The sequence below is a fragment of the Sphingomonas kaistensis genome (genome assembly GCF_036884275.1).
Lineage (GTDB): Bacteria > Pseudomonadota > Alphaproteobacteria > Sphingomonadales > Sphingomonadaceae > Sphingomicrobium > Sphingomicrobium kaistense_A.
This window is the reverse complement of record NZ_CP145607.1, coordinates 738,635-754,623: the sequence shown is the minus strand read 5'-3', so window position 1 is coordinate 754,623 and position 15,989 is coordinate 738,635. Positions and strand designations below refer to the sequence as shown.

Below are 15,989 nucleotides of genomic sequence, written 5' to 3'. Positions count from 1 at the left end.
ACAGCTTATTGAAGCGACGGGAGGTGGTTGCTAACCGGCAAGGGTTATGCAGCCGCCTCCCGAAGTCGTTCTGGTCACCACCAATGCCGTTCATTGCGACGGCAGCGGTGAGGTCAGCCCCGCGCTGGGTCACCCGCGCGTCTTTCTCCGCATCGATGAAAAGGGTTTCGTCGAATGCGGCTATTGCGACCGGCGCTTCGTCCTGAAGGGCGGCCCGGCCGATAACGACGCCGCCGCCTGATCCACTGGTCCTCGGCTCTGTCCCGCTTATATGATGGGGCATGACCGAGCTCTCCGATCCGCGCCGCTTCCTGTACAATGCCGGGCTCGACCCCGACGAGGCCCGCCGCCTGGCCGCGCGGCACCTGTCGGCGCATGACGATGGCGAACTCTATCTCCAGTATCGCCGCAGCGAAGCGTTCGGGTTCGACGACGGCCGGCTCAAGACCGCCGACTATCATGTTGGGCAAGGCTTTGGCCTGCGCGGGGTCAGCGGCGAGGCAACCGCCTTCGCCCATGCCAACGAGCTCTCCGCCGCCGCGATCGATCGCGCGGCCGAAACGCTGCGGCTGCTGACGCCGGGCGGCAAGCCGACCGCCGCGCCGCCGCGCACCAATCGCGCGCAATATGGCAGCGAAGATCCGCTCGGCGCGCTGCCCTTCGCTGACAAGGTCGCCTTGTGTCAGATGATCGACGCCGCCGCCCGCGCCCGCGACCCGCGCGTCTGCCAAGTCAGCGTCGGGGTGCAGGCGACCTGGTCGGTGGTCGAGATCGTCCGCGCCGACGGTTTCGTCGCCACCGATGTTCGCCCGCTGGTGCGCCTCAACGTCTCGATCGTGGTCGAACAGAATGGCCGCCGCGAAATGGGCTTTCACGGCCTCGGCGGTCGCTACGACATGAACCGCCTGTTCGACGAAGCGACCTGGAACCGCGCGATCGACATCGCGCTCAATCAGGCGCTGGTGAACCTCGACGCGGTGGACGCCCCGGCGGGCGAAATGACCGTGGTGTGCGGCCCCGGCTGGCCCGGCGTGCTGCTGCACGAAGCGGTCGGCCATACGCTCGAAGGCGACTTCAATCGCAAGGGGCAGAGCGCCTTCTCGGGCCGGCTCGGCACCCGCGTCGCCGCGCCCGGCGTCACCGTGGTCGACGACGGCGCGATGCATGAGCGCCGCGGCAGCCTGTCGATCGACGACGAAGGCACGCCCACCGGCCGCACCACCCTGATCGAGGACGGCATCCTCGTCGGCTATCTTCAGGATCGCCTCAACGCCCGGCTGATGGGGGTCGAGCCGACCGGCAACGGCCGCCGCGAAAGCTTCGCCCATGCGCCGATGCCGCGCGGATGACCAACACCTTCATGCTCGGCGGACAGGACGATCCGGGCGAACTGCTCGGCCGGGTCAAGGACGGGATCTACGCGAAAAGCTTCGGTGGCGGCCAGGTCGACATCACCAGCGGCAAGTTCGTTTTCTCCTGCACCGAGGCCTATCGCATTCGCGGTGGCAAGCTCGCCGAGCCGCTGAAGGGCGCGACCCTGATCGGCGACGGACCGACCGTGCTGACCCGGGTCAAGGGCATCGGCAATGACCTTGAGCTCGATGAAGGCGTCGGCATCTGCGGCAAGGGCGGGCAGAGCGTGCCGGCCGGCGTCGGTCAGCCAACCTTGCTGATCGAAGGCCTGACCGTGGGCGGCACCGCCTGAGCCTGGTCGAACTTGCGCGCTTTCCGACGCGGGTCGAAGCCGACCTCGCGCGGATGCTGCTCGAAAGCCATGGGATCGACAGCATCCTGTTCGATGCCGAGGTGCACAGCTATCTCGGCGTCGGCGCGTTGATGCCCGTTCGGTTGATGGCGCTCGACGAGGATCGCGCCGACGCGATCCCGATCCTCAGAGAAGGTGATCTACTGCCGCCAGGCTGAAGCCCGCGCCGTGGGCCTTTTCCTCCAGCTCCTCGCGCGGCACGCCGGCTTCACGGCAGGCGACCGCCCAGGCGAGGGTCGAGCGCATGCCCGAGCGGCAATAGGCCAGCATCTTGCCATCGCCGAGCTCGCTTCGGGCCGAGACCATCTCCTCTATCTGCGCCGGGCCCATGCCGCGGGCGATCGGGATGTGGCGATAATCGATTCCCACCGCGTCGGCCGCCGCCTCGATCTCGGCGCTGGTCGGCTGGCCGTCGTCCTCGCCGTCGGGGCGATTGTTGACGATCATGGTGACGCCATGCCGCCGCGCTTCCGCAAGGTCGGCAACGCTGATCTGGCCCGAAACCAGAGTGTGATCGTCCAGCGATTTGAACTCGGTCATCCTGCGGTTCCTCTCGGTTGCGGGGCCATCTTAGCCGTGACTGCGCACCACGCCCAGCATCGCTTGACCGTAACGCTCGAGCTTGGCCGCGCCGACGCCCTGCACCCGGCCAAGCTCGTCCAGCGTGCCCGGCCGTGCTGCCGCAATCTCCCGCAACGTCGAATCGTGAAAGATGACATAAGGCGGCACCGCGCCTTCCTTGGCCAGCCGCCGCCGTTCCTCGCGCAACGCGTCGAACAACGGATCGGCCGGTCCCTCCGCGACCTCGCCCCGCCGGCGTCGCGGCTTCTTGGGCGGCGGCAGCGCGATCCGCACTTCCTCGCCGCCCTTCAGAATCCCGCGCGCGCCGGGCCCGAAGCTGAGGCCGCCATACGCATCGGCCCGAAGCGCGTCGCGGGCGATCAGGGCGCGAGAGACCGGCTGGACCAGCGCCAGTTCGTCCGCGCTGCAGATGCCGAACACGCTCAACCGGTGGTGATTGTTCGAAAAGACCTTGTCGGTCTCCTTGCCCGCCAGCACGTCGGCCAGATGGCCGACCCCGAAGCGCATTTCGGTGCGGAAGGCGGCAGACAGCAATTTGCGGGCGACTTCGGTCACCTCGACCGTCATGGGCGGGTTGAGGCAATTGTCGCAATTGCCGCAGTGCTCGGGCGGCTCCTCCCCGAAATGCCGCAGCAGGATCGCGCGGCGGCAAGCGGTGGATTCGATAAAGGCGGCAAGGCTGGCAAGGCGATTGCGCTCCTCGCCCTGCCGCTCGGCGGGCACTTCCTCGATCCGCTGCCGGGCGAGGGCGAAATCCTTGGCCGCCCAAAGCAAATGCGCTTCGGCCGGCTCCCCGTCACGCCCGGCGCGGCCGGTCTCCTGATAATAAGCCTCGATCGACTTCGGGCTGCCGGCATGGATCACGGTGCGCACATCGGGTTTGTCGATCCCCATCCCGAACGCGATGGTTGCCGCCATCACCATCTCTTCCGACGCCACGAACGCTGCTTGGTTCGCCGCGCGCACGGCGGGATCGAGCCCGGCGTGATACGGCAGCGCGGGCCGCCCGCTCGCCGCGATCTGCGCGGCAAGGCTCTCGGTCTCGCGCCGGCTGGTCGCATAGACGATGGCGGGGCCGGGCCGCTCGGCCAGCAGCGCGACGATCTGCCGCCCGCCGCTGTCCCGGTCGCGGATGTGATAGCGGATATTGGGGCGGTCGAAGCCCGAGACGATCAGCCCGTCCTCGGGAATGCCGAGCTGAATTAGTACGTCGGCCCGGGTGCGCGGATCGGCGGTCGCCGTCAGCGCGAGGCGTGGCAGTTCGGGATGATCGTCGAGCAGCCCGCGCAGCAGCCGGTAGTCGGGGCGGAAATCATGCCCCCATTCGCTGACGCAATGCGCTTCGTCGATCGCGATCAGCGACAGCGGCACGCGGTCGATCAGCCGCCGGAATCCCTCGCCTGTGGCCCGTTCGGGCGCGACATACAGCAGATCGAGCTCTCCCTCGCGCAGCCGCCGCACCACCGCTTCGCGATCGTCGGCACTGGTCAGCGACGCGGCGCGGATGCCAAGCGCTTCGGCCGAGCGGATCTGGTCGTGCATCAGCGCGATCAGCGGCGAGATCACCAGCGCCGTGCCCTCCAGCGCCAGCGCCGGCAGCTGATAGCAGAGCGATTTGCCCGCCCCCGTCGGCATGATCGCGAGCGTATGCCGCCCCGCCAGCACGCGCCCGATCACCTCTTCCTGCACCCCGCGGAAGTGGTCGAATCCAAAGACTTGTTTCAAAAGCTGATGCGGGTCGGTCACAGAAAAGGGCCTTGGCGGCCGGTCCGAGCGTGCGCAACCTTGTAATGCGGAGAGGGCATCGTCAAACGACGGGCAAGGGGAGCACATGATGAGCATGACCGACCGCAGCCTGGCCGAGCTTCAGGCAGACTTCCGCGCCACCAGCACCAACGCGATGCCGATCGCCGGCATGCTGACCTGGGCTGCGCTGGGAATTGCCGCGGCGTTCGTGCCTGAGCGGACGGTCGCCAACGCCTCGCTCTACATCATGGCCGTGATCATGCCGCTAGCGTTCGTCATCGACCGGACGCGCGGTCGCAATCTGTTCGGCAGGAGCGACAATCCGTTGCTCAAGCTGTTCCTGCTCGGCATCGTCATGGTCGCGCTGACCATTCCGCTGGCAGTGATCGGCGCGAAGGGCGGGCAACCGTTGCTGATCCTGCTCGGCATGGCGGTCCTGGCGGGCGTGGTGTGGATCCCCTTCGGCTGGGCCGCCGACGATCCCAGCGGAACGATCCACGCGGTCGCCCGCGGCATCGGCTGCTACCTCGCTTACGGGCTCTGCCCGATGCCGTGGACGGCAAGCGCCATCTGCGCGGTGGTGGTCGTCGCTTACCTCTATTCGCTCGCCGTCATGCGCCCGGTCGGCGCCGCCGCCGCCGCCTCCACGGAGGCTCGCACCGCCACCACATGACCGTCGCCGTCGACATGGGCCTGTCGCCGCAAGGCAAGCCCATCACCATCGATCTGGAAGAACTGCTTGCCACCCGCCTGCTCGTCCAGGGCAATTCGGGGAGCGGCAAGTCGCACCTGCTGCGCCGCCTGCTCGAAAAGAGCGCGGGGCAGGTACAGCAGATCATCATCGATCCCGAAGGCGATTTCGTCACCCTCGCCGGCCCCTATGGCCACCTCGCGATCGAGGCCTCGGAGCATGACGAAAAGGAGATCGCCCGCGCCGCCGCCCGCATCCGCGAGCATCGCGCCTCGGTCGTGCTCAGCCTCGAAGGGCTGGAAGCCGAAAGCCAGATGCGCTGCGCCGCGGCCTTTCTCGCCGCCCTGTTCGATGCCCCGCGCGATCATTGGTATCCCGCACTGGTGGTAGTCGACGAAGCGCAGTTATTCGCGCCGACCGGCGGCGGCGAGGTTGCGGAAGACGTTCGCCGCGCCTCGCTCAGCGCGATGACCAACCTCATGTGCCGCGGCCGCAAGCGTGGCCTCGCCGGCATCATCGCCACTCAGCGCCTCGCCAAGCTCGCCAAGAACGTCGCCGCCGAGGCGTCCAATTTCCTGATGGGCCGGACCTTTCTCGACATCGACATGGCCCGCGCCGCCGACCTCCTCGGCATGGAACGGCGCCAGGCCGAAGCGATCCGCGATCTGCCGCGCGGGACCTTCCTCGCGCTCGGGCCCGCCATCTCGCGCCGCCCGCTGTCGGTGGCGATCGGCGAGGTCGAGACCCGCGCCCGGTCGATGAGCCCGAAGCTCGTGCCTCTGCCGGTCGCCACACCGGGCGAGAATCTGCAGCAATTGCTGTTTCAGCCCGGTTTCGACTTCGAGCCCGCGCCCGCGCCGAAGAAGGCCCCCGCCGCCCCGCCGTCCGAGACCTTGCTCGAACAGCTCGCCGCCAAGAAGGCCGCACCGGCGCCTTCGCTTCCGGAAAAATCGGACGAAGAACAGGTGAATGCCGTTGCCACGGTGCTCGAAGCGATGGTCGGCGACAGCGATAGCAGCGGGCGCTCCGCCGCGGTGCTGTTCCAGGATTTCACCGTGCGCTTGCGGATGGCGGGCGTGGCGCCGTCCCCGCTTGACCTTCCCGCATTCTCCCGCCGCCTCGCCATGGCCCGCGCCGGCATCTTCACCGAGGATCCCGACTGGCAGCCCGCGCTGGACGCGGCGCAGGGCCTGCCCGAAGACATGCTTGGCCCCTTCCTGCTGCTCGCCCGCGCCGCCCGCGATCGCCAGCCGACCCCGTCGGACGAAGCGATCGCGCAAAGCTACGGCACCGCCAGCCTCGGCCGCGCCCGCCGTCTCTTGAGCTATATCGAAAGCCGCGACCTGATCGTCACCCGCACCGACCTCAGCGGCAAGCGCAGCATTGCAATTCCCCGGCTGGGGTGGAGCACGGCGGCGAACTGATCGCGCCGGAATGGCGAGACCTCATTTTATTCCGGCCGCTGCGCCCTTACGGTGTCTTCGCCGAGAGCTTCATTCATGCCTCGGTCAGGATCGGGGCATAGGTTGACCCAGTGCCGAGAACTGGAGTGACACCATGCGATCCATTCTTTTTGGCGTCTTGATCGGGCTTGGCGCAACCGCCGCGACGGCCGGAACGGTGCAAGGTCGGGTCGACATCACGATCGGCGGCGATCCGGTCGGGTGTAATGCGGCGAAACTGGTTCCCCGCACGCCGGAGACGGAGCAGGCAATTCTCGCACGATTCGGTTCGCTGGAGTCGTCGGCGCTCAAGGTGCCAGCCGAAGTGGTGACTGCGCGCATGGCGGAGGGGCAGGAACCGGGAAGTCGGGAGACGCGCTGCTACGATTGGCGCGGCTATGGCAATTTGGTCGGCTTCCGGTTCGGCAATGTCGCGCCCGGCGACTATTTCGTGACCCTGCTCTCTCGCGCAGGTCGTGAAGCCTATAGCGACGATCTCGTCCGGGGCGCGCGCAAGGAAGCCATCTATCTGATGCAGCCAGTGCGCGTGACCAAGAAGGGCGCCTCCGTCCGGTTCGCTTACGTCCATAAATAGATAGGCTTGCAGGCTGCGGATGCGTCATGCGCATCGGCGTCCCGGGCGAACGTTTATTCCGCGGCTTCGGCCGCCTGCTCGCTTTCGGCCTGCTGGCGCGCCCACATGTCGGCGTAAAGGCCACCGCGTCGCAGCAGGTCGGCGTGGCTGCCTTCTTCGGCGACCTGCCCGCCGTCGAGCACCACGATCCGGTCGGCATCGACCACGGTCGACAGCCGATGCGCGATGGTGATGGTGGTGCGCCCGGTCGACACTGCGCTGAGGGTATCGAGGATCGCTTCCTCGGTCCGGCTGTCGAGCGCGCTGGTCGCCTCGTCGAGGATCAGGATCGGTGGGTTCTTGACCAGGGTGCGGGCGATGGCGACCCGCTGCTTCTCGCCGCCCGACAGCTTCAGGCCCCGCTCGCCGACCCGGCTTTCGAATCCATCCGGCAGCGCGCGGACGAAGGCGTCGAGCGAGGCTCCCGTCGCGGCCTGCGCCACGGCCTCGGCACTCGCATCGTCGCGGCCATAGGCGATGTTGTAGCCGAGCGTGTCGTTGAACAGCACCGTGTCCTGCGGGACGATCCCGATCGCGGCGCGCAGCGAGGCCTGGCGGACCTGCGCGATGTCCTGCCCGTCGATCGTGATCCGCCCGGCTTGCGGATCGTAGAAGCGGAACAGCAGCCGGGCGAGGGTCGACTTGCCCGCCCCGCTCGGCCCCACCACCGCCACCGTCTGCCCGGCCGGTACGTCGAGCGTCACCCCCTTCAGGATTTCGCGCCCGTCCTCATAGCCGAAGCGGACGTTCTCGAACCGCACATGCCCGCGTTCCACGTGAAGCGGCGGGGCGCCCGGTGCGTCGCTGACCTCCTCGGGCGTGTCGAGCAGCCGGAACATCTCGTCCATATCTGTCAGGCCTTGGCGGATCGTCCGATACACTGTGCCGAGCATGTCGAGCGGCCGGAATAGCTGGGTCAGCAGGGCGTTCACCACCACCAGGTCACCGGTGGTGAACTGCCCGCGGCTCCAGCCCCACACGGTGTAGGCCATCGCCCCGCCCATCAGCAGGTTGGTGATCAGGCTCTGCCCGATGTTCATCGCCGCGAGGCTGGTCTCGATCTTAACCGTCGAGCGGGCGAGGTTCTCGACCGCCTGGCCGTAGAGCCGCCGCTCGCGCGCTTCGGCGTTGAAATATTTGACCGTCTCGAAGTTGAGCAGGCTGTCGACCGCCCGCGCGGTGGTCGCCGTGTCGTGGCTGGTCCATTCTTCGCGCAGCCGCACGCGCCAGTCGGTCACCGCCTTGGTGAAGGCAATATAGGCGATCACCGCCACCGCCGTCGCGGCGACCAGCCCGGGTCCGAACTGAACCCAGAACAGCACCGCGACGATGCCAAGCTGAAGGATGGTCGGCGCCAGATTGAACAGCAGGAAATAGAGCATGGTGTCGATGCTCTTGCTGCCCCGCTCGATGATCTTGGTCACCGCGCCGGTCCGCCGCTCGAGATGGAAGCGCAGGCTCAGCCCGTGAAGGTGCGAGAAGGTCTGCTCGGATAGCTGCCGGGTCGCTTCCTGCCCGACCGTTTCGAAAATGCCGTTGCGCAAATTGTCGAGCAGTACCCCGCCGAACCGGGCGAGTGCAAAGGCGGCGACCAGCGCCAGCGCCACCGACGCCGCATCGGGCGCGCCGGTGGTCATCCGGTCGACCGCGCCGCCGAACGCCTTGGGCAGGACGATGGTGGTCAGCGTGATGGAGGCAACCACCATCACGAACGCCGTCACCACGCGCAGCTTCAGCCCCGGGCGGCCTTCGGGCCACAGGAAGGGCAGGAAGCGCAGCAGGACTTTCAGACCGCTGCGTTCGCGGGTCGGGGCAACGGTTTCGGCGGGGGGCATTGCCAGCCTAGGTAGGTGGCCACCCCGGACGGCGCAAACCCCCCGCCGAAACGATTGGAACAACGGCCTTATTTCCCCGTTTTTAGGGTAAGTCACCTTGCGGGGTTAAGCACATGGGTCCGGTTTCCTACGTCATTGCCATTCTGGGCTGCGCCGACGGCGGCGCTGCCTGCCAGCAGGTCGCGATTGCGCCCGCGCGCTACGAAAGCGCTGCCGCCTGCGAAGCGGCGAGCGGCGACGTTCTTGCCGGTAGCACCGATTTCGATTTCCCGACCATCGTCGCCAAGTGCCGCTCGGCCAAGAGCCCTGCCGCGGTCGAGCGCAAGCCCACCCCGCGCGGTCTCGCCGTCAAGCAGGGTTGAGCCGATGGCCGAGGTGCTCGATCCCCCCACGCACGAAGAGCCGAAGCTGCCCGGCAACGAGCATGAGCTCGACCCGAAGCCCGAATGGCAGCCGCGTTACGCGGGCTCGGGCCGGCTCAAGGGCAAGGTGGCGATTGTCACCGGCGGTGACAGCGGCATCGGCCGCGCGGTTGCGGTACTGTTCGCCCGCGAAGGCGCAGACGTCGCGATCCTCTATCTCAACGAGCATGAGGATGCCGCCGACACGATAAAGTTCGTCGAAGCCGAAGGCCGCCGCGCCATCTGCATTCCCGGCGACCTCGGCGACCGCGATCATTGCTTCAAGGCCGTCCAGCAGGTGGTCGACACCTTCGGCCAGCTCGACATCCTGATCAACAATGCGGGCGAGCAGCATCCCGACGAAAAGATCGAGGACATCACCGAAGAACAGATGCGGCGGACCTTCCAGAGCAACATCTTTTCGATGTTCTTCATGGTCCAGGCCTCGATGCCGCATCTGAAGAAAGGTGCGGCGATCGTGAATTGCACGTCGGAAACGATGTACAAGGGCGCGCCGATCCTGCTCGATTATTCGGCCACCAAGGGCGCGATCACCGCCTTCACCCGCAGCCTCGCCAAGAATCTGGTCGAACAGGGCATCCGCGTGAACGGCGTCGCACCGGGTCCGATCTGGACCCCGCTCAACCCCTTCGGCGGCCAGCCGCCCGAGAAGATGCCGGAATTCGGCAAGGATACGCCGATGGGCCGCCCGGGTCAGCCCAACGAGGTCGCTCCGAGCTTCCTGTTCCTGGCCTGCGAGGACGCCAGCTACATGACCGGCCAGGTGCTCCATCCGGACGGCGGAAACACCACCCAGAGCTGAGGCTTACTGGTAGGCGACCTGGATATCGATGGTGCCGGTGTAGATGCCGTCGGCCATGGTCGAGGTGAAGGGGAGGCTGCCGCCTACCTCGAACAGCTTTCCCGGATTGCCGCTGTTGTCGATAGTCACACTCGACGGGAAGCTGAGCGTCAGCGCTAGGGTTGCGCCGGCCCCGTTGCTGAGACTGACCGTGGGGGTCGGCGAGGTGATCAGCGCAACGCTGTTGTTCGATCCCACCAACCGGAATTGCGCGGTGGTGAAGGTGCCCGAACAGGTCAGCCCCGATCCGCTGCCACAGGTCCGTCCCGTTGAAGCGATGGTGACGGTCTGCGTGCCCGTGAACGCGCCGACCAGGACCGTTCCGAACTGGAGATCGCGCAGCGCGGTCAACTGAAGCGGCTTCTGGACTTTGACCGTCGCGGTCGCCTTGGGTCCCGTCGTGCTGGTCTGCGCCGCAGCGGGAGAGGAAAGCAGCGTCAGCACCCCGGCGCCGACGACGACCGCAATCCGCTTCATAGATAATCCACCGTGATAGGAACGTCGCCGCGATAATCGCCTTCGGCATCGCCGCTGATGAACAGCTCGCCGCCGAACCGGACGCGCAGGCGACCGTCGGGGTCGAGCCGGGGCAGGAGGGGAAGGTCGCTGCTGATGCGGGTCAGCGCCAGCGAGCCACCGGAAAAGCCGTACAGGTCGATGCGTTGCGGAAGATCGACCCGGATTTGCCGCCCGGGCTCGCCGCGGATGACGATCTCCCCGATCATCGCGCGCCCGGTCAGCGCTGCCAGCGCGCCGCTGGTCTGCCGCGCTCCGTCTGGAGTCAGCCTGGCGGTGCCGCCGGCCGGACCGGTGAGGATCACCCGGTCGAAGTCGAGACTGGTCTGCACCTCCAGCGCCATCGGCAGCGCGTCGTTCGTCGCCGGCGTGGTAAAACCGTCGCTTCCGCCACCGCACAGGCGACAGGGCGTCGGCTCCGCCACGGCGGGGGCCGAGGCGAACAGGCAAGTCGCAAGAAGGAACGCGGTCCAGCGCATTCCGCCGGGATACGTCCGAATTGGTGTAAACTTGGTAAAACCGCCGCTAACCATTGCCCGGGGGCGGCCAATCCCCACATTCGAGGGCAAAGGAGAATGCCTTCATGAGCGATCAGCCCCCCACCAAGGACATGCCGCAGACCGAGCAGGAATGGCTCGACAAGCTCGGCCCCGAGCGCTTCAACATCCTGCGCCGCCACGGCACCGAACGGGCGTGGACCGGCGAGCTTCTCGGCAACAAGGCCGCAGGCGAATATGTCTGCGGCGGGTGCGGTGCGTCCTTGTTTGAGAGCGACACCAAATATGACAGCGGCAGCGGCTGGCCGAGCTTCACCGCGCCGGTCGAGTCCGACGCCGTGACCAATATCGAGGATAACAGCCTCGGCATGCAGCGGGTCGAAGTGCGATGCGCCAAATGCGCCGGGCATCTTGGCCACGTCTTCCCCGATGGCCCGGGACCCGAGGGCCTGCGCTATTGCATCAATTCGGCCAGCCTTGACTTCAAGCCCAAGGAATAAGCGCACCGGGCGGCAAGCGACATCGCACCCGGACTCTTGCCGCCCAACGACTTAGACCCTAACCCTTTGCCCACATGGCCAGGCAGCCCGTCCGTCCTCGTTCCGCACCGGCTGCCGCCGAGCCCGGCCTCGGCATCGGTGGCTGGCTGCTGCGTTTGTTCAAATGGGGGCTGGTCGCGGCCTTGCTCGGCATGATCGCGCTCGGCGTCGCGGTGGCGGTCGCCTACACCCAGCTGCCGTCCTACCAGAGCCTGTCGAACCGCAGCGACCTCGGCCAGAACATCCGGGTGCGATCGGCCGACGGCAAGCTGCTGGTCCAGCTCGGCCCCAACCTTGGCCAATGGATCCCCTACGAGCGTATTCCCGGCACCATGCGCGCGGCGATGATCGCGGTGGAGGACAAGCGCTTCCGTCACCATCCGGGGGTCGACCCGATCGGCATGGCCCGCTCGCTCAAGGTCCGGGCGCAGACCGGGCGGTGGAGCCAGGGCGGCTCGACCATCACCCAGCAGCTGGCGCGCAATATTTTCCTGTCGAACACCCGGACCTTTGCCCGCAAGCTGCGCGAAGCGGTGCTGGCGATGGCGATCGAGGCCAAGTTCAGCAAGAATCAGATCCTCGAGCTTTATCTCAACCGCGTCTATTTCGGTGGCGGCGCCTACGGCATCGATGCCGCCAGCCGCACCTTTTTCGGGCATAGCGCATCGCGTCTCAGCCTTGGCGAAGCGACCGTCATCGCCGGGCTGGTCAAGGCGCCGAGCAATTATTCCCCAACCGCCGACGTCGAAGCGGCGCGCGGCCGCGCAGGGGTGGTGCTGCAATCGATGGTCGACAACGGCTTCGTCACGGCGGACGCCGCTGCCTCCGTCGACCCGGCGCAGATCGTGGTGCAGCCCAGCACCAAGCAGAACAGCGTTCGCTATTTCACCGACTGGGCGCTGCCGCAGCTCGACACGCTGATCGACGAGACCAGCGAGCCGATCGAGGTGTGGACCACGCTCGACACCAACATGCAGGCGGCGGGCGACCGCGCGATCAATGCCAACACGCCGAACGGCGCCCAGGGCGCCTTGGTCGCGCTCGACCGCGACGGGGCGGTGCGGGCGATGATCGGCGGACGCGATTATGTGTCGAGCATCTACAATCGCGCGACCCAGGCCCAGCGCCAGCCGGGATCGGCGTTCAAGCTGTTCGTTTATCTCGCCGCGCTCGAAAGCGGGATGAAGCCGACCACCACGGTCGTCGACGAACCGGTCGACGTCGAAGGCTGGCGTCCGCGCAATTCGACCCGCAGCTTTCTCGGGCCGGTAAGCCTGCGCGAAGCTTTTGCGCGCTCGATCAACACGGTCAGCGCCAAGATCGGCGCGGAGCTCGGCTTCGGGACCATCGCCGACATGGCGCGGCGGTTCGGAATCACCTCGCCCATCTCGACCTATCCATCGATGGTGCTGGGCACCGCCGACGTCCGGCTGATCGACATGACCCGCGCTTATGCGGCCGTGTCCAATCGCGGCATTTCGGTCAGCCCCTATGCGATCACCCGTGTGACCAGCGCCGATGGCCGGTTGCTCTACCGGCACAGCGCGACCGAAGACCGCGTCCTCGTCGCACCGTGGGTCGCGGCGGGAATGACCGACCTTCTCCAGACCGCGGTGATGAGCGGCACCGGCCGCGCGGCGCAGATCGGCCGCCCGGTCGCGGGCAAGACCGGCACCACCCAATCCAACCGCGACGGCTGGTTCATCGGCTTTTCGAGCGGGATCACCACCGGCGTGTGGATGGGCCGCGACGATGCCAAGGCGATTTCCGGCCTCCAGGGCGGCACTGCCCCCGCAGGCGCATTCCGTGATTTCATGGTCAAGGCGGTCGCCAATCGCCCGGTGGAGCAGTTCCAGACCGAAGTGCCGATGCCCGACTGGCAGCTCGAGCCGGGCGAAGAAAGCTTCCTCGGCAACGACCAGTTTGCGCTGGATCCGCTGATCGACGAGAATGGCAATCCGATCGAAACGCCGACCGCTGACCCGCTCGGGCCCGAACCGATCACCCCACAACCGGTAACTCAGCCGGGTCCGGCGCCCGAGCCGACCGAGGTCGATCGCATCTTCGGCCAGCCCCCGGTGGACCGCCGCGCCCCGACCCCCGCGCCCGCGCCGACCCCGCCGCCGGCCCCGCGCGAGCGACCGGTGCTAGCGCCGACCGACGGCACGCAGCGACGGGCTGAGCCGACGCAATTCTGAGCGGGCGGGGCCGACCGGTCCGCCGAACAATCGCTCCTCGGCGGCCTTGAAGGCGGGCGAATGATCCATGTGGAGGCGGTGCGCGACTTCGTGCGCGACGACGAAGCGGAGGACGTGCGGCGGCGCGAGGATCAATCGCCAACTGAAGCGGATCGCCCCTGACGAAGAACAGCTACCCCATCGGCTCGCCGCATCGCCGACGCTGACCGAGCGGACCGTGACGCCCGCCGCCGCGGCGACTCGAGCGGTCTCGGCACTCAACCGTTCGCGGGCGAGGGCACGCAGCCAGCGTTCGATCGCGGCCGGCACGCTTTCGGCGGGACCGCCGATGATCAGCTCCTGGCCCTCGACCCGCACGCCGCGCCGCGCATCCGGCTGATGGACGATCGCGAGCGGCACACCTTCGACAGGAATGGTGGCACCGTCGTGAAGCGGCACGGCGTCGGGCGCGGCGGCGAGCTGGCGCTCGATCCACGGCCGTTGCCCCACCACCCAGTCGAGCGCCGCGCGGGCCGAGTGGCGCCAGGGCATGGTGAGCTTGAGCAGCCTGGCGTCATGATCGACCCGCAGCCGCAACCGCCGTGAGCGCTTCAGCCGGCTGATCCGCACCGGCAACGGCAGGCGCGGGTCGTCAGAGATCACGATCGACGAGGTGATACTCGAGCTCGCCCGCATCGACTTCGCTGACAGTCCACCCGCGGGTCGACATGCCCGCCTCGTGCACGCTCTCGCGGCTGCCGCTTTCGAGATAATGCCAGTCGTGAAGCGGTTCGCCGAACGCCCGCAGCCGGTAGGCGCAGGTGCCGGGCAGCCATTCGAGCTCTTCGAGCTTATCCTTCGACAATTGGACGCAATCGGCGACCCATTTCTTGCGGTTGGGATAATCGGTGCAGCGGCCGTGCTTGCGGTCGAGCAGCTTGCAGGCGACGTTGGTCGGATAAAGCTCGCCGGTGTCGGCATCCTCTAGCTTGTGGAGGCAGCACCGGCCGCAGCCATCACACAACGCTTCCCATTGCGCGGCGTCGAGCGCGGCGAGCGGCTGATCCCACCAGCGGGATTTGTCGGGCATCGGCTTGTTCATTGGCGGCCCAGACTTGGTCTGCTAGGCCCGCGCAATCAAGAGTTTAACGTGGATCGACGGGTAGGACATTCGATGAGCAAGCGGCGTCTGGGGGTTGGAGCCCTGCTGTTGATGAGCCTGGCGGTGCCGGCTGCCGCGCAGGTGTCGACCAGCCCCGGCTATAGCTTCCTCCAGGCAGTGCGGGAGCGCGACGGCGGCAAGGTCACCGAACTGATCGAGCAGCCTGGATCCAATGTCGTCAATTATCGCGATGATCGCGGCGATGCGGGGCTTCACCTGGTCGTCGGTCAGCGTGACCTCACCTGGCTGCGCTTCCTGCTCGGCAAGGGGGCCGACGCCAATATCGCCAATCGCGCCGGCGACACGCCGCTGATCCTCGCGTCGCGCATCGGGTTTGCGGAAGGGGCCGACCTGCTCCTGGCACGCGGGGCGGAGGTCGACCGTACCAACCGTCGTGGCGAAACCGCGCTGATTATCGCGGTGCAGCAGCGCAATTTGCCGCTGGTCCGGCTGCTCGCCGAGCGCGGGGCCAATTCGAACAAGACCGACAACGCGACCGGTCGCAGCGCGCGCGACTATGCCAAGATGGATAGTCGCGGGCCCGAAATGCTGCGGCTGATGGATGCGGCCAAGGCAGCCAAGAAGCCGCTTACGATCGCCGGACCCAAGCTCTAGCTGCCAAAACCCAATGTCGGGTCGATCTGCGCGCTGAGGCGGCGGGCGGCACGGCGCGCGAAGCGCAGGATTTCGGCCTTGCGCCGGGCCGGCGCGAGCGGCCGTGCGGGCGCCTCGCGGACCACGGCCGCGTCATAGCGGTCGGCGACGATCACCCCGGCGGTGTCGGGCAGAAACCGCTCTTCATCGAGCAGGCCCGCCAGCGTCGGCGGCACCGCCCAGAAGAACTGGTCGCAATAATCGAGATAATCGGTCCACTTGGCATCGCCAACGAGGTCGGCCTTGCTGACCTTGATCTCGACAATGGTCAGCTTGCCCTTGGGGTCGATCCCCATCAGATCCGCCCGCCGCCCATTGGGAAGCGGGACTTCGCAGATCGCGAACAGATCTTGCCGGCAGAACAGCCGGGTCACCCCGCGCGCGACCTCGATCGCGATCGGCGCGAGGTCCTGGAAGCAAGCTGCGGGGGCAAGGGTTTCGGGCGCGGTGGACACGCCCGGGTACTTAGAACAGGACGGGAACGGA

The 15,989-nt window shown here is 67.3% G+C and carries 18 protein-coding genes and 1 pseudogene; 11 read left to right on the top strand and 8 right to left on the bottom strand.

What is annotated here, in order from left to right:
* Positions 1-46: 46 nt before the first annotated feature.
* The 3 genes and pseudogenes from V6R86_RS03590 (at position 47) to V6R86_RS03580 (ending at position 1,923) form a co-directional block, all read left to right on the top strand.
* Positions 47-241 (top strand): zinc-finger domain-containing protein, encoded by a 195-nt coding sequence (locus V6R86_RS03590; RefSeq protein ID WP_338502177.1) that lies wholly within the window; start codon positions 47-49, stop codon positions 239-241.
* A gap of 40 nt (positions 242-281) precedes the next feature.
* Positions 282-1,705: pseudogene (gene tldD, locus V6R86_RS03585) on the top strand (metalloprotease TldD).
* Between the two features lie 53 nt (positions 1,706-1,758).
* Positions 1,759-1,923 (top strand): putative signal transducing protein, encoded by a 165-nt coding sequence (locus V6R86_RS03580; RefSeq protein ID WP_338502176.1) that lies wholly within the window; start codon positions 1,759-1,761, stop codon positions 1,921-1,923.
* Here V6R86_RS03580 and V6R86_RS03575 read toward each other — a convergent pair.
* Positions 1,892-2,305, bottom strand: a complete 414-nt coding sequence (locus V6R86_RS03575) for a TIGR01244 family sulfur transferase (protein WP_338502175.1) — start codon at positions 2,303-2,305, stop codon at positions 1,892-1,894. The two genes, V6R86_RS03580 and V6R86_RS03575, sit on opposite strands and share 32 nt — an antisense overlap.
* A gap of 30 nt (positions 2,306-2,335) precedes the next feature.
* Complete coding sequence (recQ, locus tag V6R86_RS03570; protein ID WP_338502172.1) at positions 2,336-4,093, bottom strand: DNA helicase RecQ; 1,758 nt, start codon at positions 4,091-4,093, stop codon at positions 2,336-2,338.
* A gap of 85 nt (positions 4,094-4,178) precedes the next feature.
* Between recQ and V6R86_RS03565 the strand changes: the two genes are divergently transcribed.
* The 3 genes from V6R86_RS03565 (at position 4,179) to V6R86_RS03555 (ending at position 6,821) form a co-directional block, all read left to right on the top strand.
* Positions 4,179-4,766, top strand: a complete 588-nt coding sequence (locus V6R86_RS03565) for a DUF7010 family protein (protein ID WP_338502171.1) — start codon at positions 4,179-4,181, stop codon at positions 4,764-4,766.
* Positions 4,763-6,208 carry a helicase HerA domain-containing protein gene (locus tag V6R86_RS03560; protein ID WP_338502169.1) on the top strand — a complete coding sequence of 482 codons (1,446 nt, stop codon included), beginning with the start codon at positions 4,763-4,765 and terminating at the stop codon, positions 6,206-6,208. The genes V6R86_RS03565 and V6R86_RS03560 overlap by 4 nt, the downstream gene beginning before the upstream one ends.
* Before the next feature lie 157 nt (positions 6,209-6,365).
* Positions 6,366-6,821, top strand: coding sequence for a hypothetical protein (locus V6R86_RS03555; RefSeq protein ID WP_338502168.1), 456 nt, complete (start codon positions 6,366-6,368; stop codon positions 6,819-6,821).
* A gap of 53 nt (positions 6,822-6,874) precedes the next feature.
* Here the strand turns inward: V6R86_RS03555 and V6R86_RS03550 are convergent, their stop codons facing one another.
* Positions 6,875-8,695: an ABC transporter ATP-binding protein/permease gene (locus V6R86_RS03550; RefSeq protein WP_338502166.1), complete on the bottom strand. Its 1,821-nt coding sequence runs from the start codon at positions 8,693-8,695 to the stop codon at positions 6,875-6,877.
* Between the two features lie 113 nt (positions 8,696-8,808).
* Between V6R86_RS03550 and V6R86_RS03545 the strand changes: the two genes are divergently transcribed.
* Both V6R86_RS03545 and V6R86_RS03540 read left to right on the top strand, forming a co-directional pair.
* Positions 8,809-9,057 (top strand): hypothetical protein, encoded by a 249-nt coding sequence (locus V6R86_RS03545; protein WP_338502164.1) that lies wholly within the window; start codon positions 8,809-8,811, stop codon positions 9,055-9,057.
* A gap of 4 nt (positions 9,058-9,061) precedes the next feature.
* Positions 9,062-9,919, top strand: a complete 858-nt coding sequence (locus V6R86_RS03540) for an SDR family oxidoreductase (protein ID WP_338502163.1) — start codon at positions 9,062-9,064, stop codon at positions 9,917-9,919.
* A gap of 3 nt (positions 9,920-9,922) precedes the next feature.
* On the opposite strand, the gene V6R86_RS03535 is transcribed toward V6R86_RS03540, so the two are convergent.
* Both V6R86_RS03535 and V6R86_RS03530 read right to left on the bottom strand, forming a co-directional pair.
* Positions 9,923-10,435, bottom strand: a complete 513-nt coding sequence (locus tag V6R86_RS03535; protein WP_338502161.1) for a DUF4402 domain-containing protein — start codon at positions 10,433-10,435, stop codon at positions 9,923-9,925.
* The gene (locus V6R86_RS03530) at positions 10,432-10,953 is read right to left on the bottom strand and encodes a DUF4402 domain-containing protein (RefSeq protein ID WP_338502159.1); all 522 of its coding nucleotides are present in this window, start codon (positions 10,951-10,953) and stop codon (positions 10,432-10,434) included. The genes V6R86_RS03535 and V6R86_RS03530 overlap by 4 nt, the downstream gene beginning before the upstream one ends.
* Positions 10,954-11,057: 104 nt before the next feature.
* On the opposite strand from V6R86_RS03530, the gene msrB reads away from it, so the two are divergent.
* Both msrB and V6R86_RS03520 read left to right on the top strand, forming a co-directional pair.
* The gene (gene msrB, locus V6R86_RS03525; protein WP_338502157.1) at positions 11,058-11,471 is read left to right on the top strand and encodes a peptide-methionine (R)-S-oxide reductase MsrB; all 414 of its coding nucleotides are present in this window, start codon (positions 11,058-11,060) and stop codon (positions 11,469-11,471) included.
* Between the two features lie 74 nt (positions 11,472-11,545).
* Complete coding sequence (locus V6R86_RS03520) at positions 11,546-13,708, top strand: transglycosylase domain-containing protein (RefSeq protein ID WP_425335937.1); 2,163 nt, start codon at positions 11,546-11,548, stop codon at positions 13,706-13,708.
* On the opposite strand, the gene V6R86_RS03515 is transcribed toward V6R86_RS03520, so the two are convergent.
* Both V6R86_RS03515 and V6R86_RS03510 read right to left on the bottom strand, forming a co-directional pair.
* Positions 13,658-14,350, bottom strand: a complete 693-nt coding sequence (locus tag V6R86_RS03515) for a M48 family metallopeptidase (RefSeq protein ID WP_338502155.1) — start codon at positions 14,348-14,350, stop codon at positions 13,658-13,660. The genes V6R86_RS03520 and V6R86_RS03515 overlap by 51 nt on opposite strands.
* Positions 14,340-14,777, bottom strand: coding sequence for a YcgN family cysteine cluster protein (locus tag V6R86_RS03510; RefSeq protein WP_338502153.1), 438 nt, complete (start codon positions 14,775-14,777; stop codon positions 14,340-14,342). Before V6R86_RS03510 ends, V6R86_RS03515 begins: the two co-directional genes overlap by 11 nt.
* Positions 14,778-14,861: 84 nt before the next feature.
* Between V6R86_RS03510 and V6R86_RS03505 the strand changes: the two genes are divergently transcribed.
* Positions 14,862-15,464 (top strand): ankyrin repeat domain-containing protein, encoded by a 603-nt coding sequence (locus tag V6R86_RS03505; protein ID WP_338502151.1) that lies wholly within the window; start codon positions 14,862-14,864, stop codon positions 15,462-15,464.
* On the opposite strand, the gene V6R86_RS03500 is transcribed toward V6R86_RS03505, so the two are convergent.
* Positions 15,461-15,958, bottom strand: coding sequence for an MmcB family DNA repair protein (locus tag V6R86_RS03500; RefSeq protein ID WP_338502150.1), 498 nt, complete (start codon positions 15,956-15,958; stop codon positions 15,461-15,463). The genes V6R86_RS03505 and V6R86_RS03500 overlap by 4 nt on opposite strands.
* Positions 15,959-15,989: the final 31 nt, after the last annotated feature.